The organism is Streptomyces sp. HUAS YS2 (assembly GCF_033343995.1).
In the GTDB taxonomy this organism is placed as follows: Bacteria; Actinomycetota; Actinomycetes; order Streptomycetales; family Streptomycetaceae; genus Streptomyces; species Streptomyces solicathayae.
On record NZ_CP137573.1, the window covers coordinates 4,616,370 to 4,642,074 of the forward strand.

21 protein-coding genes are annotated in these 25,705 nt (G+C 71.8%); 13 read left to right on the plus strand and 8 right to left on the minus strand.

All coding sequences use genetic code 11. The features are described 5' to 3' along the window. The first annotated feature begins 60 nt into the window (after window positions 1–60). The 9 genes from R2D22_RS21435 (at window position 61) to R2D22_RS21475 (ending at window position 11,678) form a co-directional block, all read left to right on the plus strand. The gene (locus tag R2D22_RS21435) at window positions 61–1,281 is read left to right on the plus strand and encodes an amidohydrolase family protein (protein WP_318106063.1); all 1,221 of its coding nucleotides are present in this window, start codon (window positions 61–63) and stop codon (window positions 1,279–1,281) included. Window positions 1,282–1,391: 110 nt separating this feature from the next. Beyond that, on the plus strand, window positions 1,392–2,222 hold the full coding sequence (locus tag R2D22_RS21440; protein WP_318106066.1) for a class I SAM-dependent methyltransferase: 831 nt from the start codon (window positions 1,392–1,394) through the stop codon (window positions 2,220–2,222). After that, a complete protein-coding gene (locus R2D22_RS21445; protein WP_318106070.1) occupies window positions 2,219–3,397 on the plus strand; it encodes a hypothetical protein in 1,179 nt (392 codons plus the stop codon). The genes R2D22_RS21440 and R2D22_RS21445 overlap by 4 nt, the downstream gene beginning before the upstream one ends. A gap of 145 nt (window positions 3,398–3,542) precedes the next feature. Next, window positions 3,543–4,463 carry an LLM class F420-dependent oxidoreductase gene (locus R2D22_RS21450; protein ID WP_318106073.1) on the plus strand — a complete coding sequence of 307 codons (921 nt, stop codon included), beginning with the start codon at window positions 3,543–3,545 and terminating at the stop codon, window positions 4,461–4,463. A gap of 14 nt (window positions 4,464–4,477) precedes the next feature. Further along, window positions 4,478–5,239 carry an SDR family NAD(P)-dependent oxidoreductase gene (locus R2D22_RS21455; protein ID WP_318106075.1) on the plus strand — a complete coding sequence of 254 codons (762 nt, stop codon included), beginning with the start codon at window positions 4,478–4,480 and terminating at the stop codon, window positions 5,237–5,239. Window positions 5,240–5,358: 119 nt separating this feature from the next. Further along, complete coding sequence (locus R2D22_RS21460; RefSeq protein ID WP_318106078.1) at window positions 5,359–6,483, plus strand: LLM class flavin-dependent oxidoreductase; 1,125 nt, start codon at window positions 5,359–5,361, stop codon at window positions 6,481–6,483. Between the two features lie 198 nt (window positions 6,484–6,681). Continuing rightward, window positions 6,682–8,409, plus strand: coding sequence for an N-acyl-D-amino-acid deacylase family protein (locus R2D22_RS21465; RefSeq protein ID WP_318106081.1), 1,728 nt, complete (start codon window positions 6,682–6,684; stop codon window positions 8,407–8,409). Then, window positions 8,406–9,869, plus strand: coding sequence for an aldehyde dehydrogenase family protein (locus tag R2D22_RS21470; RefSeq protein WP_318106085.1), 1,464 nt, complete (start codon window positions 8,406–8,408; stop codon window positions 9,867–9,869). The genes R2D22_RS21465 and R2D22_RS21470 overlap by 4 nt, the downstream gene beginning before the upstream one ends. Before the next feature lie 237 nt (window positions 9,870–10,106). Further along, a complete protein-coding gene (locus tag R2D22_RS21475) occupies window positions 10,107–11,678 on the plus strand; it encodes an APC family permease (protein WP_318106088.1) in 1,572 nt (523 codons plus the stop codon). A gap of 83 nt (window positions 11,679–11,761) precedes the next feature. Here R2D22_RS21475 and R2D22_RS21480 read toward each other — a convergent pair whose 3' ends face one another. The 3 genes from R2D22_RS21480 to R2D22_RS21490 form a co-directional block, all read right to left on the minus strand. Beyond that, complete coding sequence (locus tag R2D22_RS21480; protein ID WP_318106091.1) at window positions 11,762–12,232, minus strand: carboxymuconolactone decarboxylase family protein; 471 nt, start codon at window positions 12,230–12,232, stop codon at window positions 11,762–11,764. Window positions 12,233–12,370: 138 nt separating this feature from the next. Beyond that, window positions 12,371–14,497, minus strand: coding sequence for an FG-GAP repeat domain-containing protein (locus tag R2D22_RS21485; protein WP_318106094.1), 2,127 nt, complete (start codon window positions 14,495–14,497; stop codon window positions 12,371–12,373). A 181-nt stretch (window positions 14,498–14,678) separates the two neighbouring features. Further along, entirely contained in the window at window positions 14,679–16,157 is a 1,479-nt protein-coding gene (locus R2D22_RS21490) for a CehA/McbA family metallohydrolase (protein WP_318106097.1), read from the minus strand. Between the two features lie 100 nt (window positions 16,158–16,257). Between R2D22_RS21490 and R2D22_RS21495 the strand changes: the two genes are divergently transcribed. Together R2D22_RS21495 and R2D22_RS21500 are read left to right on the plus strand one after the other, a co-directional pair. Next, window positions 16,258–17,091 (plus strand): LLM class F420-dependent oxidoreductase, encoded by an 834-nt coding sequence (locus tag R2D22_RS21495; protein ID WP_318106099.1) that lies wholly within the window; start codon window positions 16,258–16,260, stop codon window positions 17,089–17,091. 52 nt (window positions 17,092–17,143) lie between these two features. Then, entirely contained in the window at window positions 17,144–19,741 is a 2,598-nt protein-coding gene (locus R2D22_RS21500) for a bifunctional FO biosynthesis protein CofGH (protein ID WP_318106101.1), read from the plus strand. Window positions 19,742–19,745: 4 nt separating this feature from the next. On the opposite strand, the gene R2D22_RS21505 is transcribed toward R2D22_RS21500, so the two are convergent. Further along, window positions 19,746–20,309 (minus strand): hypothetical protein, encoded by a 564-nt coding sequence (locus R2D22_RS21505; protein ID WP_318106103.1) that lies wholly within the window; start codon window positions 20,307–20,309, stop codon window positions 19,746–19,748. A gap of 217 nt (window positions 20,310–20,526) precedes the next feature. Here R2D22_RS21505 and R2D22_RS21510 point away from each other — a divergent pair, with 217 nt between their 5' ends. Then, a complete protein-coding gene (locus R2D22_RS21510; RefSeq protein WP_318106106.1) occupies window positions 20,527–21,648 on the plus strand; it encodes an ADP-ribosylglycohydrolase family protein in 1,122 nt (373 codons plus the stop codon). 13 nt (window positions 21,649–21,661) lie between these two features. Here R2D22_RS21510 and R2D22_RS21515 read toward each other — a convergent pair whose 3' ends face one another. After that, window positions 21,662–22,444 carry an SDR family oxidoreductase gene (locus tag R2D22_RS21515; protein ID WP_318106109.1) on the minus strand — a complete coding sequence of 261 codons (783 nt, stop codon included), beginning with the start codon at window positions 22,442–22,444 and terminating at the stop codon, window positions 21,662–21,664. 80 nt (window positions 22,445–22,524) lie between these two features. On the opposite strand from R2D22_RS21515, the gene R2D22_RS21520 reads away from it, so the two are divergent. After that, the gene (locus R2D22_RS21520; RefSeq protein ID WP_318106111.1) at window positions 22,525–23,379 is read left to right on the plus strand and encodes a hypothetical protein; all 855 of its coding nucleotides are present in this window, start codon (window positions 22,525–22,527) and stop codon (window positions 23,377–23,379) included. A 95-nt stretch (window positions 23,380–23,474) separates the two neighbouring features. Here the strand turns inward: R2D22_RS21520 and R2D22_RS21525 are convergent, their stop codons facing one another. The 3 genes from R2D22_RS21525 to R2D22_RS21535 form a co-directional block, all read right to left on the minus strand. Next, complete coding sequence (locus tag R2D22_RS21525; RefSeq protein ID WP_318106113.1) at window positions 23,475–23,675, minus strand: DUF397 domain-containing protein; 201 nt, start codon at window positions 23,673–23,675, stop codon at window positions 23,475–23,477. A gap of 187 nt (window positions 23,676–23,862) precedes the next feature. Further along, complete coding sequence (locus R2D22_RS21530; RefSeq protein WP_318106115.1) at window positions 23,863–24,726, minus strand: helix-turn-helix domain-containing protein; 864 nt, start codon at window positions 24,724–24,726, stop codon at window positions 23,863–23,865. Between the two features lie 249 nt (window positions 24,727–24,975). Beyond that, window positions 24,976–25,692, minus strand: coding sequence for a GOLPH3/VPS74 family protein (locus R2D22_RS21535; RefSeq protein WP_318106117.1), 717 nt, complete (start codon window positions 25,690–25,692; stop codon window positions 24,976–24,978). Between the last annotated feature and the right edge of the window lie 13 nt (window positions 25,693–25,705).

Here is a 25,705-nt window from a genome sequence, read left to right on the forward strand (position 1 = left end):
TCACGAACCGGTGGCGGACGGGGAGCTGACGGAGCGTCAGATCAGCGCTACCGTGAAAGCATGGAGACCTTCCCGAAGATCATCTCGGTGGACGACCACACCGTGGAGCCCCCCAGCGTCTGGCGGGACCGGCTCCCGTCCAAGTACCGCGACGTCGGCCCCCGCATCGTCCGCGCCCCCCTGAAGGAAATGACCTTCCTGGGCGGGAAGTTCGCGCCCGTCATGGGCGCCAAGGGCGACGACGGGCCGATCGGCGACTGGTGGGTGTACGAGGACCTGCACCGCCCGCTGACCCGGCTCGACACCGCCGTCGGCTACGACAGGGACGAGATCAAGCTCGAGGTCATCACGTACGAGCAGATGCGGCCGGGCTCCTGGTCCGTCCCCGACCGGCTCGCCGACATGGACGTCAACCACGTCCAGTCCGCCCTCTGTTTCCCCACCTTCCCCCGCTTCTGCGGCCAGACGTTCACCGAGGCGTCAGACCGCGAACTGGGACTGCTCGGCGTGCGCGCGTACAACGACTGGATGGTGGAGGAGTGGTGCGGTCCCGAGGCGCGGGGCCGGCTCATCCCGCTCACCCTCGTCCCGCTCTGGGACGCGCACCTCGCCGCCGAGGAGGTCCGGCGCAACGCCGCCCGCGGCGTGCGCGCCGTGGCGTTCTCCGAGATACCGCCGCACCTGGGCCTGCCGTCGATCCACACCGACTACTGGGACCCGTTCCTCGCCGCCTGCGACGAGACCGGGACCGTCGTCGCCATGCACATCGGCTCCTCCAGCCGGATGCCGTCCACCTCGGCGGACGCGCCGCCCGCCGTCGGCTCCACGATCACCTTCGCGAACTGCTGCTTCTCGATGGTCGACTGGCTGATGAGCGGCAAGTTCGAGCGCTTCCCCAACCTGAAGATCATGTACGCGGAGGGCCAGATCGGCTGGATCCCGTACATCCTGGAGCGCGCCGACGTGGTCTGGGAGGAGAACCGCGGCTGGGGCGGCGTCGCCGACAAGGTGCTGCGCCCGCCGTCCGAGCTGTTCGCGAACCACGTGTACGGCTGCTTCTTCGACGACGCGTTCGGCCTGAAGAACCTGGACGCGATCGGCGTGGGCAACGTCCTGTACGAGACGGACTACCCGCACTCCGACTCCACCTGGCCCAAGTCCCGCGAGGTCGGCGAGGCCCAGATGGGGCACCTGGACCCGGCGACCGTGGACCGGATCGTGCGCGGCAACGCCATCGACCTGCTCCAGCTGACGAAGGACGGCCTCTGGCCGGGCGCGTAGGAAGGACGTCGGGGGCGCGTGCCGGACCGCGGCGCGCGCCCCGCTTCCGCCACAACTGACGGCATTCTGCGCCCGGTTGACAATGATCTCCCGCGTGATTGCATACGTGTATGCACACCGGAGTGGAGCAGACCGCGTACCTCGTCAACGAGTCCCGGGCCCGTCGGCCCGAACTCGCCCGCGATCCCCTGGCAGCCGCCTGGATCCCGGACGGAGAGCGGGGCGGCGTCCGCGCCCTGTGGGAGGAGTTCGCCGGCGACGTCTACCCGCACGACGACCTGGTGGTCTCGCTGCGCGGCAGATACATCGCGGACACGCTCGAACGCGCCCTGGAGCTGGACCCCGACACCGTGCTCGTCGTCTGCGGCGCCGGTTTCTCCTCGTACCCCTGGCTGCTGCCCTTCCGCACGGCCCTCGAGGTCGACCTGCCCACCATGATCGAGGCCAAGCGGCAGCGTGCCGCCGAGCTGATGGACGCGGGCGCGATCCCGCGCCGCGACGTGCACCACCTGGCCGCCGACCTCGGCACCCCGGCCGGCCGCGAGGCCGTCGCCGCGGCGGTGCGCGAGCTCGCCGCCGGGCGGCCGGTCGCGTACGTGGCCGAGGGCCTGGTCTTCTACCTGTCGCCGGACGACGCCCGGGCGGTCGCCCGGCTCGGCGCCGAGTTCGGGGACCACGCGGTCACCGCCGTCAGCTACTGGCCGGACTGGGCCGAGGACAACCGGGTCCTCGCCGACCAGCGGCTCTGGTTCCGGCGCCGCTCCGTCCCGGAGGACGCCAGCTACCTGACCCACGGCGAGCTGCCCGGCCTCCTCGGCGGCGCCCAGGTCGAGGACCACGGGCCGGAGTCCCTGCAGCGCCGCTACCTGGACCGCGTGGAGGTCCCGGAGAGCGATCTGATCCCCGAGTACGTCGCGGTGTCCTGGGCCGGTGAGAGATGACGGAGGTACTGCACCTGCAGAGCAGGGCGTACCCCCTCCACTACAGCTCGCCCGACCTCACCCAGGGCTCCGTCCTGGTCCCGGGGCACGGCGAGTTACGGCCGGTCGCGGGCCGGCTCGGGTCGCTGGCGTACAACCACGACGCGACCATCGAGATAGACCTCACCGACATGGCACTGGCCGGGATATCCCTGCCGGGCATAGAGATAGCTGGCTGCCACGCCCGCATCCTGAGCGGCGGGTCGGTGCTGGTCGTCTACGCGCTGCGGCACGAGCGGGACCTGCGGGGGCTGTCGCTGTTCGAGCTCGACGCGCTGGACGCCCGGGTCAACAACGCGCTGCGAGAGGCGGACGCGCCGATCCTGTCCGCGATGCTCACCGCCTCCGTCGGCAGCGGGCTCGTGCGGGGCCTGCGGCTGCGGCCGGACCGGATGCTGGACGGCGACGAGTCGCCGACCGACCGCCGCTCGGTCCGCTACAACTGCCACTTCGTGACGCAGGACCCGCCGTGGGGCACCGACCCCCGGGTGCCGGAGCTCATCATGGGCCCGGCCTGCCGGGTCCTGCTCCCGTTCACGTACGCCTGGGACCTGGACCCGCGCGCCCCCATCGGCGACCTGCTCACCATGACCGAGCCGACCGACATCGCGGTGGCGCAGCAGTCGCTGCTCGCCGGCGCGCTGCTGGCCGGCCGGGAGATCCTCGTCGACCTGGCCGGGACCCATCCCGACCGGGCCGACGTGCACGCCTTCCGGCACTTCCTGGACGGCATCTGGGCCGGCTTCTACCACCTGGACAGCTACCGCATCGAGTCCGCGCAGGACCACCGGGCCACCTATCTCGCGGCGCGCGAGGTCATCGGGCTCGACGGCACCCAGGAGCGGGCGGACAAGCTGCTCAGTTACGTGAGCAGCTCGATGGTGGCGTCGGCGATGCAGCGCACCGAGGAGCTGGACAACCGGCTCAACCGGGTCGCCTCCGCGCTCGCCGTGTTCACCGTCGTGGCCTTCGCGCTGGACGCGGCGGTCTTCCTGATCGGCGAGGACGGACCCCTGTGGGGACGGCTCGCCGCCGTCGTCGGCGTGATCGCCGCGGGCTCGGCCGGGCTGTACGCCACGATCCACCCGCGGGCGCGGGAGCGCCGCCGCCGGAGGTCCGCCCAGCCCGGTTCCTGAGTTGCCGCCGGACGGCCGCCCGGCCCGGTTCCCGGCAGCCCCCTCGTGTCCCACCCCTTGCCTGACGGTCCGTCAGTGACGACGATGGGGGCTCGCGTCCATATCTGACGAGCCGTCAGGCTCGCGGTCGAGGGGTGGGTTTCCCATGGTCATGTACGGGATGCAGCTCCCGGTCCAGTCGCAGAGCGCCCTGTACGCCGAGTCCTGGGAGGCCGCCGCGGGCCCCGCCGACCTGGTGGAGATCGCCCGGGTCGCCGACCGGACCGGCTTCGGCTACCTCGCCTCCTGCGACCACGTCGCCATCCCGCGGCGGCTCGCCGGGGCGATGAGCACGATCTGGTACGACCCGGTCGCCACGCTCTCCTACCTCGCCGCCGCCACCGAGCGGGTCCGGCTGATGTCGCACGTCGCCATCGTCGGCCTGCGTCACCCGCTGGTCTCCGCCAAGGCGTACGCGACCCTCGACCGCCTGTCCGGCGGCCGGCTGATCCTCGGCGTCGGCGCCGGGCACGTGCAGGAGGAGTTCGAGGCGGTCGGCGCGGACTTCGCCCGGCGCGGTGCGCTGCTCGACGAGACGATCGACGCGCTCCGGGCCGCGCTGGGCCCGGAGGAGTACCCGGAGTTCGGCGGCGAGCGCTTCTCCTTCAAGGACCTGGGGCAGCAGCCCCGGCCCGTGCAGCAGCGGGTGCCGCTCTGGGTGGGCGGCTCCTCGCCGGCCGCCGTGCGGCGCGCCGCGCTGCGCGGCGACGGCTGGCTGCCGCAGGGCGACCCGCGCGACAAGCTGCCGGAGAAGATCGCGAAGCTCCGCGCGCTGCGCGAGGAGGCCGGCATCGAGGCGCCGTTCACCGTCGGCGCGATCACCGAGGCGCTGTACGTCGGGGAGGCCGGCTGGGACGTCGGCCGGCGCACCCTGACGGGCGCGCCGGAGGCGCTGGCGGCCTCGCTGCGGGCCTACGGGGAGATGGGCGTGCACCAGATCCAGGTCCGGTTCCGGTCCCGGAGCCGTACCGAACTCACCGACCAGATGGCGGCGTTCGCCGCGGAGGTCGCACCACACCTGAGCTGAGGAGCGTGGCAGGCATGGGCAAGCTGGACGGGCGCGTCGTGATCGTGACGGGCGCGGCGCGCGGGCAGGGCGAGCAGGAGGCCCGGCTGTTCGCCGCCGAGGGGGCCCGGGTGGTCCTCGGTGACGTGCTCGACGACGCCGGAGAGGCGCTGGCGAAGGAGCTGGGCGAGGACCGGGCGGCGTACGTCCACCTCGACGTGACGCGCGAGACGGACTGGACGGCGGCGGTCGCGCGGGCCAAGGAGAGGTTCGGGCGGATCGACGGCCTCGTCAACAACGCGGGGATCCTGCGGTTCAACGAGCTGGTGTCGACGCCGCTTGAGGAGTTCCAGGCGATCATCCAGGTCAACCAGATCGGCTGCTTCCTGGGGATCCGTACGGTCGCGCCCGAGATCGAGGCGGCCGGCGGCGGCACGATCGTCAACACCTCCTCGTACACCGGGGTGACCGGCATGGCCGGGGTGGGCGCGTACGCGGCGACCAAGCACGCGGTGCTCGGCCTGACCCGGGTCGCGGCGGTGGAGCTGGCGGGGAAGAACATCCGGGTGAACGCGGTCTGCCCGGGCGCCATCGACACCCCGATGAGCAACCCGGAGGGCGTGGATCCGGCGGCGACGGCGGAGCTGTACCGGAGCCTGGTGCCGCTGGGCCGGATCGGGAAGCCGGAGGAGGTCGCGGCGCTCGCGCTGTTCCTGACCTCGGAGGACTCGGCGTACATCACGGGACAGCCGTTCGTGATCGACGGCGGCTGGCTGGCCGGCGTCAAGCTCTTCTGACCCTCGCGTCGAATCATCTGACGCTTCATCAGCTATTGACGCACCCGCCGTGCGGTGCGACAGTCGGGCACATCAAGGATCTGACGGTACGTCAGAAATCACGAGGACGGTGAACCCCCTTGGAATTCGGGATCTTCGTACAGGGATACGTCGGCAAGCGCGCCGAGACCGATCCCGAGGCCGAGCACAAGGCGCTGATGGAGGAGACCGAGTACGTCATCCAGGCGGACAAGTCCGGGTTCAAGTACGCCTGGGCCTCCGAGCACCACTTCCTGGAGGAGTACTCGCACCTCTCGGCGAACGACGTCTACCTCGGGTATCTCGCCCACGCGACGGAACGCATCCACCTGGGCTCGGGCATCTTCAACCCGCTCGCCCCCGTCAACCACCCGGTCAAGGTCGCCGAGAAGGTCGCGATGCTCGACCACCTCTCCGGCGGGCGCTTCGAGTTCGGCTCCGGACGCGGCGCCGGCTCCCACGAGATCCTGGGCTTCTTCCCCGGCATCACGGACATGAACCACACCAAGGAACTCTGGGAAGAGACGATCGCCGAGTTCCCCAAGATGTGGCTCCAGGACGAGTACGCCGGCTTCCAGGGCAAGCACTGGTCCCTGCCGCCGCGCAAGATCCTGCCCAAGCCGTACGGGAAGTCCCACCCGGCGATGTGGTACGCGGCCGGCTCGCCGTCCTCGTACGCGATGGCCGGCAAGAAGGGGCTGGGCGTGCTCGGCTTCAGCGTGCAGAAGGTCTCCGACATGGAGTGGGTCGTCGAGTCGTACAAGACGGCGATCAAGGAGGCCAAGGCGATCGGTGACTTCGTCAACGACAACGTCATGGTGACGTCGACGGCGATCTGTGCGGAGACGCACGAGAAGGCGGTCGAGATCGCGGTCGGCGGCGGGCTGAACTACCTGCAGTCGCTGCTCTTCCGCTACCACGACACGTTCCCGCGGCCCGAGGGCATCCCGGAGTGGCCGGAGCTGCTGCCGGAGTACTCGGCGGAGATCATCGAACTCCTCATCCAGGAGGAGCTGATGATCTGCGGCGACCCGAGCGAGGTGCTGGCCCAGTGCAAGCGCTGGGAGCAGGCGGGCGCGGACCAGCTGTCGTTCGGCCTGCCGATCGGGGTGTCCTACGAGGACACGATGAACTCGATCAAGCTCATCGGCGAACACGTCATCCCCGAGATCGACACCGACCCGGTGCACCGCACGACCCGCTTCCGCGGGGCGGCAGGGAACTAGGGGAGCGACGGGGGCGGGTCGCCTTCGGGGCTTCGCCGAGAACCCCGCTCCCGGCGCGCCGCCGGGGGAATCTCCCCGCCCCCACGAGCGCGGGGTGGTGTCTTCCCGGACCGCCGCCTCGTACCGGCCCCGGCCGGCGGCCGTTCCGCGGCGGCGCCGGCCGGGGCACGCCCGTGTCCACGCGCAGAAAGGACCGTCATGCTCGATCACCTGATCAAGGGCGCCACCGTCGTGGACGGCACCGGCGCCCCCGCCTTCACCGCCGACGTGGGGATCCGCGACGGACGGATCGTCCTCCCCGAGCCCGGCGCCGCCGCCCGTACCAGCGAGGACGCGACCGGGCTCGTACTCGCGCCCGGGTTCGTCGACCCGCACACGCACTACGACGCCCAGCTCTTCTGGGACCCCTACGCCACCCCGTCCATGAACCACGGCGTCACCACCGTCGCCGGCGGCAACTGCGGCTTCACCCTCGCCCCGCTCCACCCGGACCGGCCCGAGGACGCCGACTACACCCGCCGCATGATGTCCAAGGTCGAGGGCATGGCCCTCAAGGCCCTGGAGGAGGGCGTCGACTGGTCGTGGTCGTCGTTCGCCGAGTACCTCGACGCGCTCGACGGGCGGATCGCCGTCAACGCGGGGTTCATGGTGGGGCACTGCGCGCTGCGCCGGTACGTGATGGGGGCGGACGCCGTCGGCGGGGAGCCCACCGCCGAGCAGCTGGAGCAGATGGTCGAGCTGCTGCGCGAGGCGATGCGCGCCGGGGCCTGGGGGCTGTCCACCACCCAGTCCGCCACCCACTCCGACGGCGACGGCGCCCCCGTCGCCTCCCGGCACGCCGCCCCCGCAGAACTGATCGCCCTGTCGAAGGCCGTCGGCGAGCACGAGGGCACCCAGCTCGAAGCCATCCTCGCCGGCTGCCTCGACCAGTTCTCCGACGACGAGATCGAGCTGTTCGTCGAGATGACCGCCGCCGCCGGGCGGCCCCTCAACTGGAACGTCCTCACCATCGACGCCGCCGTCCCCGAACGCGTCCCGCGCCAGCTCACCGCCTCCGAGCGGGCCCGCAAGGCCGGCGGCCGGATCGTCGCCCTCACCATGCCGATCCTCACCCCCATGAACATGTCCCTGGGCACGTTCTGCGCGCTCAACCTCATCCCGGGGTGGGGCGAGATCCTGGGCCTTCCCGTCCCCGAGCGGATCGTGAAGCTCCGCGACCCGGACGTCCGCGCCGAGATGCTGCGCCGCGCCGACTCCAAGGAGGCCGGCGTCTTCCGCAGGCTCGCCAAGTTCGACCGGTACGTCATCGGCGACACGTACAGCCCCGAGAACGAGGGCCTCACCGGCCGCGTCGTCCGCGACATCGCCGCCGAGCGCGGCCAGGACGCCTTCCAGTGCCTCGTCGAGATCTGCGCCAACGACGAGCTGCGCACCGTCCTGTGGCCGATGCCGACCGACAACGACCCGGACTCCTGGGCCCTGCGCCGCGAGACCTGGGAGCACGAGGACGTGATGCTCGGCGGCTCGGACGCCGGCGCGCACCTGGACCGGATGTGCGGAGCGCCGTACACCACCCGCTTCCTCGGCGACTGCCTGCGCGGCCGGAAGCTGCTCGGCCTGGAGCAGGCGGTGAAGATGCTGACCGACGACCCGGCCAGGCTGTTCGGGCTGCGCGAGCGCGGCCGGATCGCCGAGGGCTACCACGCCGACCTGGTCCTGTTCGACCCCGAGCGGATCGACGCCGGCCCGGCGACCCTCGTCCACGACCTGCCCGGCGACAGCCCGCGGCTGGACTCGAGGGCGATCGGCGTGGTGTCGGTACGGGTCAACGGCGTCGAGACGATCCGGGACGACGAGGTGACGGGGGAGGTGCCGGGGATGGTGCTCCGCTCCGGCCGTGACACGAGGACGGTGGCCACGCGATGAGGACCGAGAAGCTGTTCATCGGCGGCGAGTGGGTCGAGCCGCACGGCGGGCACTACGAGGTGGTCGACCCGGCCAGTGAGGAGATCGTCGGCCTCGCGCCGGAGGCCTCCCGGGTCCAGGTGCACGAGGCCGCCGCGGCGGCCCGGGACGCCTTCGACGCCTGGTCCCGTACGAAGCCGGAGGAGCGGGCCGCGATCCTGGACCGGGCCGCCGACATCATGGCCCGGGACGCCGACGCGAACACGGTCCTCGCCCAGGCGGAGACCGGCGCGACGACCGGCACCGCACGCGGCATGCAGGTCGCCGTCGGCGTCTCCCGCTTCAAGCGCTACGCGCGCGGCGCCATGGAACCGGTCGAGCAGGCGCTGCCGCCGCAGATCAACGAGGCCGGCCCGATGGGCAGGGCCGGGGTCTTCGGCGCGGTCGCGGTGCGCCGCCCGGTGGGCGTGGTCACCTGCATCACCTCGTACAACAACCCCTGGGCCAACCCGGCGGGCAAGGTCGCCCCGGCGCTGGCCATGGGCAACACGGTGCTGGTGAAGCCGGCCCCGCAGGACCCGCTGTCGGTGTACGCGATGGCCCGGGCCCTGGAGGAGGCGGGTGTCCCGCCCGGCGTGGTCAACGTGGTCACCGGCTCCGCCCCGGCGGTCGGGGCTGCGGCCGTGGACTCCCCGGACGTGGACATGGTCTCCTTCACCGGATCGACGGCCGTCGGGCAGGCGATCGGCGAGGTGTGCGGGAAGTCCCTGAAGCGGCAGCTGATGGAGCTGGGCGGCAAGGGCGCGGCGCTGGTCCTGGACGACGCCGACCTGGACTCGGCGGTGATGGGCATCGGGACGACCTTCGCCTTCTACAGCGGCCAGATCTGCACCGCCCCGACCCGGGTGCTGGCCCAGCGCGGGATCTACGAGCAGCTGATCGAGAAGCTCACCGGCTATCTGGCCTTCATGAAGGTGGGCGACCCGCGGGCGAAGGGCACGGTGGTCGGCCCGGTGATCTCGGCCGCGCACCGCGACCGGGTGGAGTCGTACATCGAGCTGGGCCGCAAGGAGGGCGCGCGGGTCGTCGCGGGCGGCGAGCGGCCGTCCGGCCCCGGCCTCGAGCGCGGCTTCTACGTGGCGCCCACGCTGCTCGCGGACTGCACCAACGACATGCGGGTGGTCCGGGAGGAGATCTTCGGCCCGGTGGTGGTGGTCGTGCCCTTCGACGACGAGGAGGAGGGCGTCGCGCTCGCGAACGACAGCGACTACGGACTGCTCGACTACGTGTGGTCCGGGGACGTCGCCCGCGCATTCCGCATCGCGGCCCGGCTGCGGGCCGGCGGGGTGGGGATCAACACCGTCGGCCGGAACATGGAGGCGCCGTTCGGCGGCTTCAAGAAGAGCGGTGTGGGGCGGGACGTGGGCTCGTACGCGCTGCACGCGTACAGCGAGACGCAGGCGGTGGTCTGGCCGGGCTGACGGCCGGCGGAAAACCAGTTCGGGAAAATTTGAAACCGGACATTCAGGGCAGTGCTGCGGTTCCCGTATATCGGACGTGATCGAGAATGCCGGTCAATCGGCCGGCGTGTTGGATCGTCGATCTTTCAATCATCGGGCAGCGGTCCGCTTTCGCCTCGCAATGCAAGGTGAAGATCGGCCGGCCGAGCGGATTGCGATCTTCCGGATGTGGAAACCGCAGCACTTAACGTTCCGTTCATGACTCAGGTGGATGTACGGCCCCAGGCCGGAGACACGGTAAGGGGCGTCGCCGCCCAGGGTGACGACAACGGTGTGCGCGGCAAGGGCCTCGGCGGGAACTCCGTCGGCCTCATGGGCAGTGCCGTCATCGGCATCTCCACCGTCGCCCCGGTCTACTGCCTGACCTCCACGCTCGGCTCCACCGCGGGCGAGGTCGGACTCCAGATGCCCGCCGTGTTCCTCGCCGGCTTCCTGCCGATGCTCCTCGTCGCATTCGCGTACCGGGAACTCAACAAGGTCATGCCGGACTGCGGCACCTCCTTCACGTGGACCGTGAAGGCCTTCGGCCCCAAGGTCGGCTGGATGTGCGGCTGGGGCCTGCTGATCGCGACGATCATCGTGCTCTCGAACCTCGCCGGCGTCGCGACCACCTACTTCTGGCTGCTCGCCGGTGAGATCACCGGCAGTGAGCAGATCGCCGCCCTCGACGGCAACAAGTTCGCGCACATCGCGACCGTCCTCGTCCTGGTCGCCGTCGCCACGGCCATCAGTTACCGAGGCATGACCGCGACGAAGGGCATCCAGTACGCCCTGGTCGGCCTGCAGCTCGTGGTCCTGGCCGTCTTCACGGTCATGGCCTTCCAGAAGGCGGGCAGCGCCGAGTTCACCACCGGCGTCGACTTCTCGTGGTCCTGGCTGAACCCGTTCGCCGTCGGATCGTTCGCCGCCTTCACCGCCGGCCTCTCGCTGTCGATCTTCATGTACTGGGGCTGGGACACCTGCCTCACCGCGAACGAGGAGACCGTCGGCAGCGCCAAGACCCCCGGCCGCGCCGCGATGATCTCGATGATCGTCCTGGTCGGCTCCTACCTGGCCACCGCCATCGCCTCGCAGATGCTCGTCGGCTCCGGTGACAAGGGCCTCGGCCTCGCCAACCCGGAGACCTCCGACAACGTCTTCGCCGCCCTCGCCGGCCCGGTCATGGGACCGGCCCTCGGCATCCTGCTCTTCGTCGCCGTGCTCGCCTCCGCCGCGGCCAGCCTGCAGACCACGTTCATCCCGGTGGCCCGCACGGTCCTGTCGATGGCCACCTACGAGGCCATGCCGGCCTCGTACGCCAAGGTGCACCCGAAGCACAAGGTCCCCGGCAAGGCCACGATCGTCGCGGGCGTCGGCACCGGCGTCTTCTACACCACCATGACGCTGCTCAGCGAGAACGTCCTGGTCGACACGATCTACGCGCTCGGCCTGATGATCTGCTTCTACTACGCGCTGACCGCGTTCGCCTGCGTCTGGTACTTCCGCCGCGAGCTGACGAACTCCGCCCGCGACGCGATCTACAAGGGCGTCCTGCCGGCCCTCGGCGGCCTCATGCTGACCGGCGTCTTCGGCAAGACGCTGTACGACATGTGGGACCCGGCCTACGGCTCCGGCTCCGCCGTCTTCGGCGTCGGCTCGGTCTTCGTCATCGGCGTGGGTCTGCTGCTGCTCGGCGTGGTGCTCATGCTGATCATGCAGCGCAAGAGCCCCGCCTTCTTCCGCGGCGAGGTCCTCACCAAGGACACCCCGTCCCTGGTGGTCGAGGACTGACCGCCGCCACTCCCGCCCCCTGAGTCGTACGAGAGACCCGCGCCCGCCCGGCGCGGGTCTCTTCACGTGTCCGGCCGGGCCGGCTACGACAGGCCGACACCGGCGGGCTGGCGGATGGTGACGTTGAGCCGGTTGAAGAAGTTCGTGACGGCGATCATCAGGACGATCGACGCGAGCTGCTTCTCGTCGTAGTGGTCGGCGGCCGCGTCCCAGACCGCGTCCGGCACGGCGTCCGGGGTGTCGGCCAGCCGGGTCGCGTACTCGGCCAGCGCGAGAGCGGCCCGCTCCTCCTCGGTGAAGTACGGCGCCTCGCGCCAGGCGGCGACGGCGAACAGCTTCTCGTCCGACACCTCGGCCTTCCGCGCGCTCTTGACCCCGTAGTCGACGCAGAACCCGCAGCCGTTGATCTGGCTGGCCCGCAGATGCACCAGCTCCAGCGTCTCCTGCGGGACACCACCCTGCCGGGCGGCCTCGATCAGGCCCTGGACGGCCTGCCCGACGCCGGGCAGGACATAGGCGGGGTTCGTCATCCGGGCCTTCGGCTCGTGCAGCATGGAATCGCTCCTCAGCGGTCCGTACGGCCGCCCCGGTGGCGGCCTCACTGCAATTGACGGAACGCGCGACACGGATGTGACAGCCCCGGGGAAACTTCTTCAGCGTCTCGCGCGCGTCTTCTCACGCGCTCCGGCGCGTCAGCGGATGCTCGTGAAGGACTTCCAGCCGCTGCCGATCTTCACCCCGGAGCCGATGCCGCCCGTACCGTTGCCCGCGTAGCGGTAAAGGTCGCCGGCGGTGGTGCGACCGAGGATGTCGTCCTTGCCGTCGCCGGTGAGGTCGCCGATGCCGACGAAGTCGACCATCCCGCCCCAGCCCGAACCGATCTTCGTGCCCGAGCCGATCGTGGACCTTCCGGTGCCGTAGTAGCGGTACAGGTCGCCGGTCGCCGTGCGGGCCACCAGGTCGGCGTGCTTGTCGCCGTTGAGGTCGCCGGCGCCGACGATGGTCAGGGACTTCCAGCTGGTGCCGATCTTGCCGGTGCGCAGGAAGCCGCCGGACTTCGTTCCCGCGTACAGGTACAGGTCGCCGGTGGAGATCTGGCGGGCCACCAGGTCCGGCAGGCCGTCGGCGGTGAAGTCGCCGGAGTAGGTGAGTCCGTCGAAGGCGCTCCAGCCGGTGCCGATCTTCGTGGACGGGGTCTGGGAGGTGACCGGCTGACCGCGGTCGGGCGTGTAGCGGTACATCGCGCCGCCGTAGTCGGTGACGATCGTGTCGTTCACCCCGTCGCCGTTCAGGTCGCCGAACGGGACCAGCGTGGAGGTCGTGCCCCAGAAGCCCGCCTCCACCTTCGCCGAGACCGTCCCGACCGCGTTGCCCCGGTACACCGCGAGCGTGCCGTCGGTGCGGCGCGCGTACAGATCCGGGAAGCCGTCGTTGCCGACGTGGTCCCGGCGCTTCGCCGGCTGCTTCGCGGCGCCGGTGGCCGCCGACCACACCTGGTTGATCTCGTGGTGGTCGCTGGTCGTCCCGAGCCGCTTGTCCCACGCGGCGACGGCCCGGCCGTCCGCGCCGGCGGCGACGGAACCCGGCCGTGTGTAGGGGGCGACCTGGCCCAGCGGCGTGGGCCGTCCCCAGGCGCCGTCCGAGCGCGTGACGGCCCAGAGCTCGTCCTCGAGCGTCGTCCACAGCACCGCGAGCGAGCCGTCACGGCCGGCGGCCGGGGCCCAGATCCTGGACACGGAGGTGCTCTCGGTCAGCGACCGGGGCTGCGACCACGTGCCGTCCACGGCACGGGTGGCCGTCCGCAGCTTCCGGTAGCCGGACCATACGGCCGTCACCCGGCCGTCGGCCTCCAGCTGGGGCACTGCGGTGCCCGTGCGGTCCTGGTCGGCCGGGAGGTACTCCCTCGGGCCCCACGTCGTGCTGCCGGCCGGGCGGAGGAGGAAGGCACGGTCTCCGTCCTGGGTCCAGCTGAGCAGCGTGGCGCCGTTCGCGGCCGTCCGGAGGTCGAGTTCGCCCACGTATCCGGTTCCGACGGCGCCGACCTTGGGGGCGCTCCACTGGTCCGAACCCGCCGCGCGGGTCGAGACGTTCAGCGAGTCCGTGCCCACGACGCCTGGCTGCCAGGCGACCGTCACCATGCCGTCGGCGTCGGCCGTCGCCTTGAACGCGTAGGCGTAACCGGCGCCGATCATGACTGCCTCGGACCACGTGCCGTCGGGCGACGCCAGGTCGGCGGCGTACAGCCCCTGGTCCGCGTCGTTCTCTCCCGGGGTCGGGTCGCCCAGCCATACGGCGGTGAGGCGGCCACCGGGGCCGCTCACCAGCGTGAGCTCGTAGGCGGACGGTGCCGACGTGATCCGTGCCGGCGCCGTCCACGCAGTGGCCCCCGGGCGGAGCGTCGAGGTCTGGTGCGCGGCGAGGTTCTCGGTGTCGTAGCGGTCCCAGGCGAGTGTGGCGGAACCGTCGTCACCGGAGACCAGGTGCACGCCCTGCACCCTGCTCTGGCCGGCGGCGATGCGAACCGGCGCGCTCCATGCCGTGGCGCCCGCCGCGCGGGTGGCGCCCCAGAGCTCCTGCCCGTCGCCGTACGTGCCGCTGGTCCACACGGTGACGGCCGTGCCGTCCGTGGTGACCACCACGCCGGCGCTCGTGTTCCGCTCCCCGGTCAGGGCCGCCGGCGCGCCCCACGTCCGGTCGGTCGCCGCGGCCGGGGCCGCTGTCACGAGGGTCGTCGCCAGGCCCGCGCCGACGACCCCCAGGGTCAGCGTGAGCGTGGGCAGCAGTGCCGCGCCGACGATCGTCTTCTTGGTCCTGCGCATTGAGAGATCCCCCTGCTGAAGGCATGCGGGCAGGGCCGGGAGGCGGGCGCGCCTACGCCGCGCACCCGCCGGTGACATCCGCAACCGGTTCCCCGCTCCGGCGTTCCCCCCGCCCCGGCGAATGATCACCGAGCCTAACAAGGGCGCCTCGACCGCACATGCGAATTGCCGGGATGCCTGCTCAATCCCGTTCCAGGAACAACGGATTGGTGAAAGCCGCCATCGCCCCCGGCAGCGGCGGCCAGGTCGCCGGGTGGCGGACCTCCGCGCGGACGTAGGTCGCGTAGGCGCTCGTCGTCACCCACTCCACCGTGCCGGGGCCCTCCGCCGGCAGCGTCGCCGTGTGCAGGACGCCCTGGTCGGTGACGAGGCGGGCGGTGCGGCCCGGGGCGCCGGTGACCGCGAGGCGGACCGTCACCGGGGTGTCGGGGGCGGTGCGCAGGCGCTCGCCGAGGCCCGCCGTGCGGCCCCGGGCGTCCGTGACCGTGAGCTCCAGGGAGACCGCCGAGGACTCGGCGACGTACGAGCGGCCCGCGCGCAGGCCCGCCAGGATCGCCTCGCGGGTCAGGTCGTCGGCGAGGACCACGGTCTGCGGCGTGCCCACCGCGTCCGGGTCCCGGTGCGCGTCGCTGTTGCCCGTCGCCGGGGTCCAGCGGCCCTGCGCGAGGGCCGCGTCCCAGGCCTGGAGCGACACCTCGTCGTCCGGGGTCCAGGGGCCGTTCCACACCTCGACCGCGTCCGCGTCGCCGAGGCCGAACTTCCAGTTGCAGCCGATGCAGGTGGCGTGCGGATGGGCCGGGACGACCAGCCCGCCGGCCCGGCGGATCTCCCGGGCGAAGCGGCCGAAGCGGTTCTCGCGGGCCCGGTAGCGCCAGTCGACGAAGGTCCCCGGGTCGGTGCCGAGCGCCAGGACGTGGCCGTTGCGGGTCGTCACCTCCTCGCCCAGCAGGATCAGCAGGTCCTCCCCGGCGAGGTCGGCCCACGCGCCGTGCCCGGCGTGCGTGTTGTGCTCGGTGGTGGTGACGAAGTCGAGGCCCGCGGCGCGCGCGAGGGCGGCGACCTCGGCGGGCGTGCGGCGACCGTCGGAGTACACGGTGTGCAGATGGCAGTCGCCCCGGTACCAGGCCCGGCCCCGCCCCTTCGCCCGCTCCGGCGGGTACGCGGGCCTCGGCGCGGGCGCGGCCGCGCCGAACCGGAGCGTGATCGTCACGGTGTACGCGAGCCCCTGCGGCGCGACCGTGTACGGGCCGAGCGCGACGTACCAGGTCCCGGCGCGCACCGGCCCGGCGACGTACCCCGGAGTGGCGTCGTCAGCGCGCACGAAGAACTCCTTGCGCGCGCCTCCGGACCAGCCCCGGAAACCCTTCCCGCCGAGCTCGGTGCCGCGTTCGTCGAAGAGGCCGATGTCGAGGGCGTTGCCCTGCGTGCCGGCGGGCACGGCGGGCCGCTCGTACGTGTACGAGACGTGGATCTCCCGCACCCCCTCCGGCACCTCGAAGGGCAGGTACACGAAGTCGGGGGAGCCGGGCGGCAGCGTGCCCCGGACGGTCTCCGTCCGGTCGCCGTCGGGGGTGTCCGCGTGCGCGAAGCTCACGGTCCCCAAGGTAAGGGCGGAGGCGACGCCCGTCGCCAGGAGCGCTCGTCTGCTCGGTTCGCTCATGTCCGGCACCCTGGTAGAAGGCCATGAACTCCCGGACAACGCAAGACGCCCTCGTGTCGCACCTCTCGGAAATCCACGCGCCAGCCCCTACGTTGCGCCTATGCGGATCTCGACCACGATCTTCCTGACCGACGAGACCATCGGCCCGGTGCGGCTCGCCCGCGAGCTGGAGCAGCGCGGCTTCGCAGGGCTCTACCTGCCCGAGCACACCCACATCCCCATCGAGCGGACCACGCCCTACCCGGCGGCGGGCGACGAGCTGCCCCCGGAGTACGGCCGCATCCTCGACCCGTTCGTCGCCCTCGGCCAGGCCGCGGCGGTCACCGAGCGCCTCGGCCTCGGCACCGGCGTGACGCTGATCGCCGAGCACGATCCGATCGTCCTCGCCAAGCAGATCGCCACCCTCGACCACCTCTCCGGCGGGCGCTTCACCCTCGGCGTCGGCTTCGGCTGGAACAAGGAGGAGGCCGCCGACCACGGCGTCCGGTGGGCGACCCGGCGCGAACTCGGCCGCGACCGGATGCACCTGATGCGCGCCCTGTGGGCCGCCGAACCGACCGCGTACGAGGGCGAGTTCGCCTCCGTCGGGGCCTCGTTCGCGTACCCCAAACCGGTCGGTGGCGCCCCGCGCACCCTCCTCGGCGGCGCCGCGGGCCCCAAGCTGTTCGCGCAGATCGCCGAGTACGCGGACGGCTGGATGCCGATCGGCGGCCGCGGCCTGACGGCCACGATGCCGGTCCTCAGGGAGACCTGGGAGAAGGCCGGCCGCGACCCGGAGGCCCTCCAGGTCGTCCCGTACGCGGTCCTCCCCAACCCCGGCAAACTCGAGCACTACGAGGAACTGGGCTGCCCCGAGGTGGTCCTTCAGCTGCCGCCGGGGGGTGAGGCGGAGGTGCTGGGGGTGCTGGACGAGTTCGCCCGGTATGTCCAGTGACCGTGCTCTCGGTCCCACCCCGGCCGCCGGTGGTCGCTCGTATGCTCGGTTCATGACGGATCAGCAGGCAGGACGGCCCACCGAGAACGCGATGCGGCGTGCGCTCAAGCGGGCCAGGGACGGCGTCGCGCTCGACGTCGCGGAGGCGGCCGTGCTGCTGCAGGCGCGCGGCGGCGACCTCGAGGACCTGACCGAGTCGGCCGGCCGGGTGCGGGACGCGGGGCTCGCGGCCGCCGGGCGGCCGGGCGTCATCACGTACTCGAAGAGCGTGTTCATCCCGCTGACCCGGCTCTGCCGGGACAAGTGCCACTACTGCACCTTCGTCACCGTCCCCGGCAAGCTGCGGCGCGCCGGGCACGGGATGTACATGTCGCCGGACGAGGTGCTCGACATCGCCCGCCGCGGTGCCGAACTCGGCTGCAAGGAAGCCCTGATCACCCTCGGCGACAAGCCCGAGGACCGCTGGCCCGAGGCCCGCGAGTGGCTCGACGCGCACGGCTACGACGACACCCTCGCGTACGTGCGGGCCATGGCGATCCGGATCCTGGAGGAGACCGGACTCCTGCCGCACCTCAACCCCGGCGTGATGTCCTGGACCGACTTCCAGCGACTCAAGCCCGTCGCCCCGTCCATGGGGATGATGCTGGAGACGACCGCGACCCGGCTGTGGTCCGAGCCCGGCGGGCCGCACCACGGGTCCCCCGACAAGGAACCCGCCGTGCGGCTGCGGGTCCTGGAGGACGCCGGGCGCTCCTCCGTTCCGTTCACCTCCGGGCTGCTGCTCGGCATCGGCGAGACGTACGAGGAGCGCGCCGAGTCGTTGTTCGCGCTGCGCCGCGTCTCCCGCGCGTACCACGGCATCCAGGAGCTGATCATCCAGAACTTCCGCGCCAAGCCGGACACGGCCATGCGCGGCATGCCGGACGCGGAGCTGGACGACCTGGTCGCCACCGTCGCCGTCGCCCGGCACATCCTCGGCCCGTCCGCCTGCCTCCAGGCCCCGCCGAACCTCGTCGACGCCGAGTACGAGCGGCTGATCCGGGCCGGTATCGACGACTGGGGTGGGGTCTCCCCGCTCACCATCGACCACGTGAACCCGGAGCGGCCCTGGCCGCGGATCGAGGAACTGGCCGAGAAGTCCGCCGCGGCCGGCTTCGAGCTGCGCGAACGGCTCTGCGTGTACCCGGAGTTCGTCACCCGCGGCGAGCCCTGGCTCGACCCGCGGCTGCTGCCGCACGTGCGCGCCCTCGCCGACCCCGAGACGGGCCTCGCGAACCCGGACGCGGAGGTCCGCGGCCTGCCCTGGCAGGAGCCCGACGAGGCGTTCAGCGCCGCCGGACGCACCGACCTGCACCGCACCATCGACACCGAGGGCCGCACGCACGACCGGCGTGACGACTTCGACGAGGTGTACGGCGACTGGGACGCGCTGCGCGAGGCCGCCGCACCCGGCATGATCCCGCAGCGCATCGACACCGACGTGCGCGAGGCCCTCGCGGTCGCCGCCGACGACCCCACCCGGCTCACCGACGACCAGGCCCTCGCCCTGCTGCACGCCGACGGCCCGGCCCTCGACGCGCTGACCCGGACAGCCGACGACGTGCGCCGCGCGGCGGTCGGCGACGACGTCACGTACATCGTGACGCGGAACATCAACTTCACCAACGTCTGCTACACCGGCTGCCGTTTCTGCGCCTTCGCGCAGCGCCGCACCGACGCCGACGCGTACACCCTGTCCCTGGACCAGGTCGCCGACCGGGCCCAGCAGGCGTGGGACGTCGGCGCGGTCGAGGTCTGCATGCAGGGCGGCATCCACCCGGACCTGCCCGGCACCGCCTACTTCGACATCGCACGGGCCGTGAAGCAGCGCGTCCCCGGCATGCACGTGCACGCCTTCTCGCCGATGGAGGTCGTCAACGGGGCCTCGCGCACCGGCCTGTCGATCCGCGAGTGGCTGACCGCCGCCAAGGAGGCCGGGCTCGACTCGATCCCGGGCACGGCCGCGGAGATCCTCGACGACGAGGTGCGCTGGGTGCTGACGAAGGGCAAGCTGCCGACGGCGACCTGGATCGAGGTGATCACCACAGCGCACGAGCTGGGTATCCGCTCCTCGTCCACGATGATGTACGGGCACGTCGACCAGCCCCGGCACTGGCTCGGCCACTTCCGCACCCTGTCCCGCATCCAGCAGGCTGCGTTGGATTCAGGGCGGCAAGGTTTCACCGAGTTCGTGACGCTGCCGTTCATCCACACCAACGCGCCGGTCTACCTCGCGGGCATCGCCCGCCCCGGCCCGACGGTCCGCGACAACCGCGCGGTCATCGCGATGGCCCGGCTGCTGCTGCACCCGCACATCCCGAACATCCAGACCAGCTGGGTGAAGCTGGGCACGGAGGGCGCCGCCGAGATGCTCCGCTCGGGCGCGAACGACCTCGGCGGCACGCTGATGGAGGAGACCATCTCCCGCATGGCGGGCTCCAGCTACGGCTCGTACCGCTCGGTCAAGGACCTCGTCGCGATCGCGGAGGCGGCGGGGCGGCCGGCGAAGCCGCGTACGACGCTGTACGGGGAGGTGCCGGAGGAGCGGGTACGGGCCGCGGAGGCATCCGACGGCCATCTGCCGGAGCTGCTGCCGGTCCTGGGCGACTAGGAGGCTAGAACCTGTCGCGCAGGGAGTAGCCGCCGTCGCCCACAGGGGCGTCGGCGGCCGGCGCCATGCACTTCGTGAGCAGCGGCTCGCCCTTCTCGGTGGCTCCGGAGAGCCCGATGCGGGCCTCGCCGCCCTGCTTCGCGTCCGCCGGGACGTAGAAGCTCACCCCCATGCGGGTGTGCGGCTCCAGCGTCGTGCGCCAGATGTGGCCGGGGCTGGTGCGGATCAGGCGGCCTGTCACGGTGGCGGTGGGGCCGCCGGTGGTGAGGCAGTCGACCGCGAACTCGCCCCAGTGGACGGTCCCGTCGATCTCGTGCGAGATCCGGAAGGTGCCCCAGGAACGGGTGGGAAGGCTCGCGGGCCCGAACTCGGCGTGCGCGTTCACGCTGACCCGCACTTCCTCGTCGGCCACCGCGTAGCCCATGCGCGCGTCGCCCTTCAGGGACGAGTGGGTCGTCCGGGGCGCCGGCGGCGGGTCGGCGGGGGCGGGCGCCGCGACGGCGACGGGGGCGGCGACGGCGGCGACCAGGGCGAGCACGGCGGCGGCGCGCAGGGTGTTCTTCAGCACGGTGGGCTCCTGACGGGGAGAGGGCGGGGCTGCTCCCCGAGCGTCGCCGACCCGCAGGGGTCCGCACGTCCGCCTCGGGTCCGGACCCGGTCCGCCGCGTGGCGGAGGCGCTTCCTGGCCAGGCTGACCGGAAGGGGCCCTGAACCGACCGTTCCTGATCGGTTACAGTGCTGCGCCAGACCGCCGCCGAGTCGCCACGGGAACCACGGGGGGACGTGTGACCACAGCAGCAGCCGCCGCCGTCTGGGGCCGGGCCGAACAGCAGGACTTCCGTTCGCGGGTGAGAGGCTGCCTGCTCGGCGGCGCGGTCGGGGACGCGTTCGGGGCGGGTGTCGCCGGGCTCACGCTCGAGGAGATACGCGAGGCCCACGGGCCGCAGGGCCTGACCGAGCCCGCCCCCGCGCACGGCAGGCGCGGCGCGGTCACCGCCGCCACGCAGATGACCCTGTTCACCGTCGACGGCCTGGTCCGCGCGCAGGTCCGCCGGGACATCGGCGCCTGGCACCCGCCGACCGACGTGCACCGCGCCCACCTGCGCTGGGCCGCCACCCAGCGCGACTGGGGCCCCGACGAGCGCCGCAAGGACAACGGCTGGCTGGCCCGGCAGGAGTGGCTCTACGCCCGCCGCGACCCCGCCCGCGCCTGCCTGACCGGCCTCGGCGACGAACACGTCGGCACCCTCGACAAGCCCAAGAACCCCGAGGCCCGGGACGCCGGCGCGGCGGTCCGCTCGGCGCCCTTCGGGCTGCTCGTCGGCTGGGAGCCCGACCTGGTCTGCCAGCTCGCCGTCGAGTGCGCCACCCAGACCCACGGCCACCCCGCCGCGTACCTGTCCGCCGGGGCGTTCGCGCTGATCGTGCACGGCCTGGCGCGCGGCGAGACCGTGGACGGCGCGGTCCAGCGGGCGCTGGCCCAGCTGGCCCGGCGCCCCGGCCACCAGCCGGTCACCGACGCGCTCCAGCAGGCCCTCGGGGCCGTGCGCCAGGGGATACCCGGCCCGGGCAGGGTCGACGCGCTCGGCGCGGCCGAGGACCGCGCCGAGAACGCCCTCGCGGTCGCCGTGTACTGCACCCTCGTCGGCGAGGACCTGCGCCACGGCCTGCGCCTGTCCGTCAACCACGACGGCCCGTCGGCCGCGACCGGCGCCCTGACCGGCGCGCTGCTCGGCGCCCTGCACGGCGAGACGGCCCTCCCGCCGGCCTGGCTGGCCGAGCTGGAGGGCCGTTCGACGGTCCTGGAACTGGCGGACGACTTCGCGATGGAGATGACCCAGGGCGCCGCCCTGCACGGCCCCACCGACTCCTCCCCGGGCTGGCTGGCCCGCTACCCGAGGGACTGACACGAGCGGAGCGCTACCGCATCAGTTCGCCCGCGTTGACCAGGAGCGACTGGCCGGTGATGGAGCGGGCGCGGTCCGAGGCGAGGAACGCGGCGGCGTCCGCCACGTCCCCGTCCGTCGCCAGCTCCGGCAGCGCCATCCGCTCGGCGAGCCGCCCCAACACCTCGTCCTCCGGCACACCCTCGGTGTGCGCGGTGAACGTCACGAACGCCTGCACCGGCGGACCCCACATCCAGCCGGGCAGGACGGTGTTGACCCGGATCCTGTGCGGTCCGAGTTCGCGCGCCATCGAGTACATCGCCGAGGTCAGCGCCCCTTTCGGCGCCGCGTACGCGGCCTGCTGGACCTGCGAGGGCGCGGCCACCGACGACTGCGTGCCGATGACGACGACCGAGCCGCCGCGCCGCTTCAGCGCCGGCAGGCAGGCCCGGGTCATCCGCAGCGTGCCGAGCAGATTGACGTCGATGACGCCCCGCCAGGTGTCGAAGTCGGCGTCCTCCAGACCGCCGAAGTAGCTGTCCCAGGCAGCGACATGGACCACCGCGTCGACTGCGCCGAACCGCTCCTCGGCGAGCGCCGCCAGGGCCTCGCACTGCGTCTCGTCGGTGATGTCCGTGGACAGGTACGCGGTCCGCTCGCCCTTCGGGTCGATCTCGGCGGCGCAGGCGGCGAGGTTGGCCTCGGTGCGGGCACCGAGGACCGCGTTGCCCCCGTCGCGCACGACGGTCGCGGCGACCTGGTGTCCGAGCCCCGCGCCGACCCCGGACACGACGACGGTCTTTCCCTGCAGCAGCATCCGCGACCTCCCGGCTCTGGCCATATATCTGACGGCCCGTCAGAGTAGGTCTCCCGCATCGACTTGGGAAGGGGCAGCGAATGAGCGAGGAGCAGGACGGCACCCACGGCGAGGACGACACCCGCAGCGAGGTGTACGCGGAGCTGGCCGCCGTCGGCCCGTACGGCGTGCGCCCGGGCCACGCCCTGATCACCATGGTGGAACCGCACCCGGGCCACGAGTACGCCTACAACCGCTGGTACGAGGACGACCACTACTACGCCGGCGCGATGGCCATGCCCTGGATGTACGCAGGCCGCCGCTGGGTCGCCACCCGCGCACTCCAGGAGCTGCGCTACCCGGAGAAGTCCGCGGTCGCCCAGCCGGTGACGGCCGGCTGCTACATCTCCACGTACTGGATCACCGACGGCCGCTACGCCGACCACATGAAGTGGACCGTCGGGATCAACAAGCGGCTCAACCGCGACGCTCGGGTCCATCAGGCCCGTACCCACGTCTTCACGTCGTTCCAGGACCACGAGGCCACCGTCTACCGCGACGGCGCCGCCGGCCCCCGGGACTTCCACGCCCTGGACCACCCGTACCAGGGGCTCGTCGTCCAGGTGATCGACGCCGAGAGCGCGGAGCAGCGGGCCGAACTCCTGGAGTGGCTGCGGTCCCGGGAACTCCCGCGCCGGCTGGCCGGCTCCCCGGCGGCGATGGTGACCGTCTTCCGGCCGACCCCGCTGCCCGGCGACCGGATGACCTACGTGAAGCAGGTGGAGGGCGTCGACACCCGGCTGACCCTGCTCTGGTTCCTGGAGGCGGACCCGCGGGAGTGCTGGGAGGAGCACTTCACCGGCCTCGACGCGGGCGGGCTCGGCAGGGTCGAGCTGGTGGCGCCGTTCGTCCCGACCGTGCCGGGGACGGACCGGTACGTCGACGAGCTGAGGTGAAAAAGGCCGAGCCCTCTCGGCCAGGACGGCGAAGCCGGTCGAGAGGGCTCTGTGCTGGTGCGGGTTGCTGGTGCGGCTCGGGGAGTACGGAGCACTCAGAGGGTTCCCGTGCTCACTTCTCCGACGAAGGCGTTCCACGTGTGCGGGGCGAAAGTGATCGAAGGGCCCTCGGGCGCCTTCGAGTCACGCACCGCGATGGAGGCCAGGACCGGGGACTTGACCTCCACGCAGGCGCCGTTTCCGCCGGAATAGGAGGACTTCGTCCAGGTGTCCGTACCGCCCTGGATAATCGCCATGTTCTTGGCTCCGATTCTGCCGATCGAGTGGTCCGCCGACATTTCCGCCGACGTCCTTGTTGGCGTGATCGACGCTACTCGTCGCCTTCGGGGCGTGGGGCAGGCGTTCACTCGTGAGAGTGGCATATTCCAGGTGGACTTCCACTGGGGCGAGCTCGGACGGTACCGTGCCGCCCTTTCGCCGGCGTCAGTTCCCGGACGCGTACTCCTTGGCAATCCGCTCGATGAACTGCCGGGTTTGTTCGACATTCAGGGCCTGTGCGCGAAGGTGCTCGTACATGACGCTGTACTTGGCGACATCATTCGCCTTTTCCAGATACAGATCGCTCGTCACGCCCTCGATGTACACGACGCTGGAGTCCGAAGCGTCCGGGAATTCCAGAATCGCGTAATGCCCGCTGATGCCCGGATGTGCACCCATGTCGAAGGGAAGGACCTGAACGGTCACATGCGGCAGTTGCGACTGCTCGACGAGATGCTCCAGCTGCTCGACCATCAACTGCCTGTTGCCGACGATCCGGCGCAGCGCGCCCTCGTCGATGACTGCCCACAGCCGCAGCGGATGCTCCTGCGTCCGGATCCGGTCCTGCCGCCGGGTGCGCACATTGACCCGCTTCTCGACCTCGCCGGGCGTCGACTCGGGCAACGCGCCGGTGATCAGCGCCTCGGCGTACCGGTGTGTCTGCAACAGGCCGGGGATGATCTGGGGTTCGTACACCCGCAGGCTCTCGGCATCGGTCTCCAGGCCGATGTAGACGCTGTACGGGATGTCGCCGAAGGCGTGCCACCAGCCCTGCTGGCGGGAGTCCTTGGCCATCTGCATCAGCGACTCGACGACCCGGTCGTCCTCCACCTCGTAGACCCCGCACAGATCGCGGACGTCACGCTGGCTGATGGAGCGGCGGCCGTTCTCCAGACGGCTGATCTTCGACTGGGAGACCAGCAGGCGTTCCGCCACCTGCTCCGCCGTCATGCCCTTGAGCTCGCGAAGCCGGCGCAACTCCTGGCCCAATCGGCGTCGCCTGACGGTGGGGTTGACGTTGGACGCCACGGAAACTGCACCTCCGGCTGCGTAGCTGTACGTATCTACTGCTTGGCAGACTGCCACCAAAGGTGCGGGGCGCGCTGGAAAACAGCGACAACGCGAGTGCGCGGGGCGGCCGGTGAGGCTGCCCCGCGCACCCGTGCGGCTCCCGGAACGGGTCGTGCGGTGATGGTGCGGTGTGTTGAGGTCGTGCCGTGTGCTGCGGTCGTGCCGTGTTGGTGCGCTCGTGCGGGTGGTGCGGTGCCGTGCGGTGCGTCAGACGGCGCGGGCCATGCTGCCGCGGCTCGGCTGCACCGGGACCGCCGCCTGGCGGCCGCCGGGCGCGGCGGAACCACGGCGGGGCTGCGCGCCCACACCGTTCTGGACGTCCATCACCGCGTGCGCGACGAGACCGCCCATCGGGTCGTGCCGGATCAGGTCGCGCAGTCGGGACCGCGACGACCGTCCTTCGTTGCCGGGGTACAGGTGCTTGCCGAGACCGACCGCGTGGGCCAGTGCGGCGAGCGCCGCGGTCCGCGGGTCCGGCGGTACACCGGTGCGGATCGCACTGTCCAGCCGGGACCTGATCTCCCGGCTGATCGCCGTGTCCGTCGCCTGGTAGCGAGTCGTCGGCAGCACCCCGCACATCTGTCCCGCCACGGCATGCACCATGCCGCACCGCTCCAGATGCGAGAGATACGTCTGGCGAAGCCCCAGTCGGGGTCCGCCGATCCAGTGGACGGCCCGTACCGGGCTGCCACGCCTGCGCAGCAGCTCCAGTGCGGAGTCCAGAGTCGGATCTCCGGTCGGCCGTGGCATCACCACGGCGATACGATCCCCGTCAGGGGCTATCCGTCCTGCCAGAGCCAGCTCCACTAGCTGTGCTCCGGCGAGGCCGAGGTCGAGCGACTGCGGCTGCGCTGTGGTACCCGTGGCCGGGTCCAGAGCGAGCAGCAGAAGCTCCTCCGGAAGTGTTCTGCGGCTCCTGCCCATCCATGCCTCCCCG

Coding starts and splice junctions, on each gene's coding strand:
- R2D22_RS21500 (WP_318106101.1), top strand. CDS start 17,144: ATGACGGATCAGCAGGCAGGACGGCCCACCGAGAACGCGATGCGGCGT.
- R2D22_RS21440 (WP_318106066.1), top strand. CDS start 1,392: ATGCACACCGGAGTGGAGCAGACCGCGTACCTCGTCAACGAGTCCCGG.
- R2D22_RS21475 (WP_318106088.1), top strand. CDS start 10,107: ATGACTCAGGTGGATGTACGGCCCCAGGCCGGAGACACGGTAAGGGGC.
- R2D22_RS21465 (WP_318106081.1), top strand. CDS start 6,682: ATGCTCGATCACCTGATCAAGGGCGCCACCGTCGTGGACGGCACCGGC.
- R2D22_RS21535 (WP_318106117.1), bottom strand. CDS start 25,692: ATGGGCAGGAGCCGCAGAACACTTCCGGAGGAGCTTCTGCTGCTCGCT.
- R2D22_RS21490 (WP_318106097.1), bottom strand. CDS start 16,157: ATGAGCGAACCGAGCAGACGAGCGCTCCTGGCGACGGGCGTCGCCTCC.
- R2D22_RS21525 (WP_318106113.1), bottom strand. CDS start 23,675: ATGGCGATTATCCAGGGCGGTACGGACACCTGGACGAAGTCCTCCTAT.
- R2D22_RS21445 (WP_318106070.1), top strand. CDS start 2,219: ATGACGGAGGTACTGCACCTGCAGAGCAGGGCGTACCCCCTCCACTAC.
- R2D22_RS21450 (WP_318106073.1), top strand. CDS start 3,543: ATGGTCATGTACGGGATGCAGCTCCCGGTCCAGTCGCAGAGCGCCCTG.
- R2D22_RS21455 (WP_318106075.1), top strand. CDS start 4,478: ATGGGCAAGCTGGACGGGCGCGTCGTGATCGTGACGGGCGCGGCGCGC.
- R2D22_RS21520 (WP_318106111.1), top strand. CDS start 22,525: ATGAGCGAGGAGCAGGACGGCACCCACGGCGAGGACGACACCCGCAGC.
- R2D22_RS21435 (WP_318106063.1), top strand. CDS start 61: ATGGAGACCTTCCCGAAGATCATCTCGGTGGACGACCACACCGTGGAG.
- R2D22_RS21470 (WP_318106085.1), top strand. CDS start 8,406: ATGAGGACCGAGAAGCTGTTCATCGGCGGCGAGTGGGTCGAGCCGCAC.
- R2D22_RS21485 (WP_318106094.1), bottom strand. CDS start 14,497: ATGCGCAGGACCAAGAAGACGATCGTCGGCGCGGCACTGCTGCCCACG.
- R2D22_RS21495 (WP_318106099.1), top strand. CDS start 16,258: ATGCGGATCTCGACCACGATCTTCCTGACCGACGAGACCATCGGCCCG.
- R2D22_RS21480 (WP_318106091.1), bottom strand. CDS start 12,232: ATGCTGCACGAGCCGAAGGCCCGGATGACGAACCCCGCCTATGTCCTG.
- R2D22_RS21515 (WP_318106109.1), bottom strand. CDS start 22,444: ATGCTGCTGCAGGGAAAGACCGTCGTCGTGTCCGGGGTCGGCGCGGGG.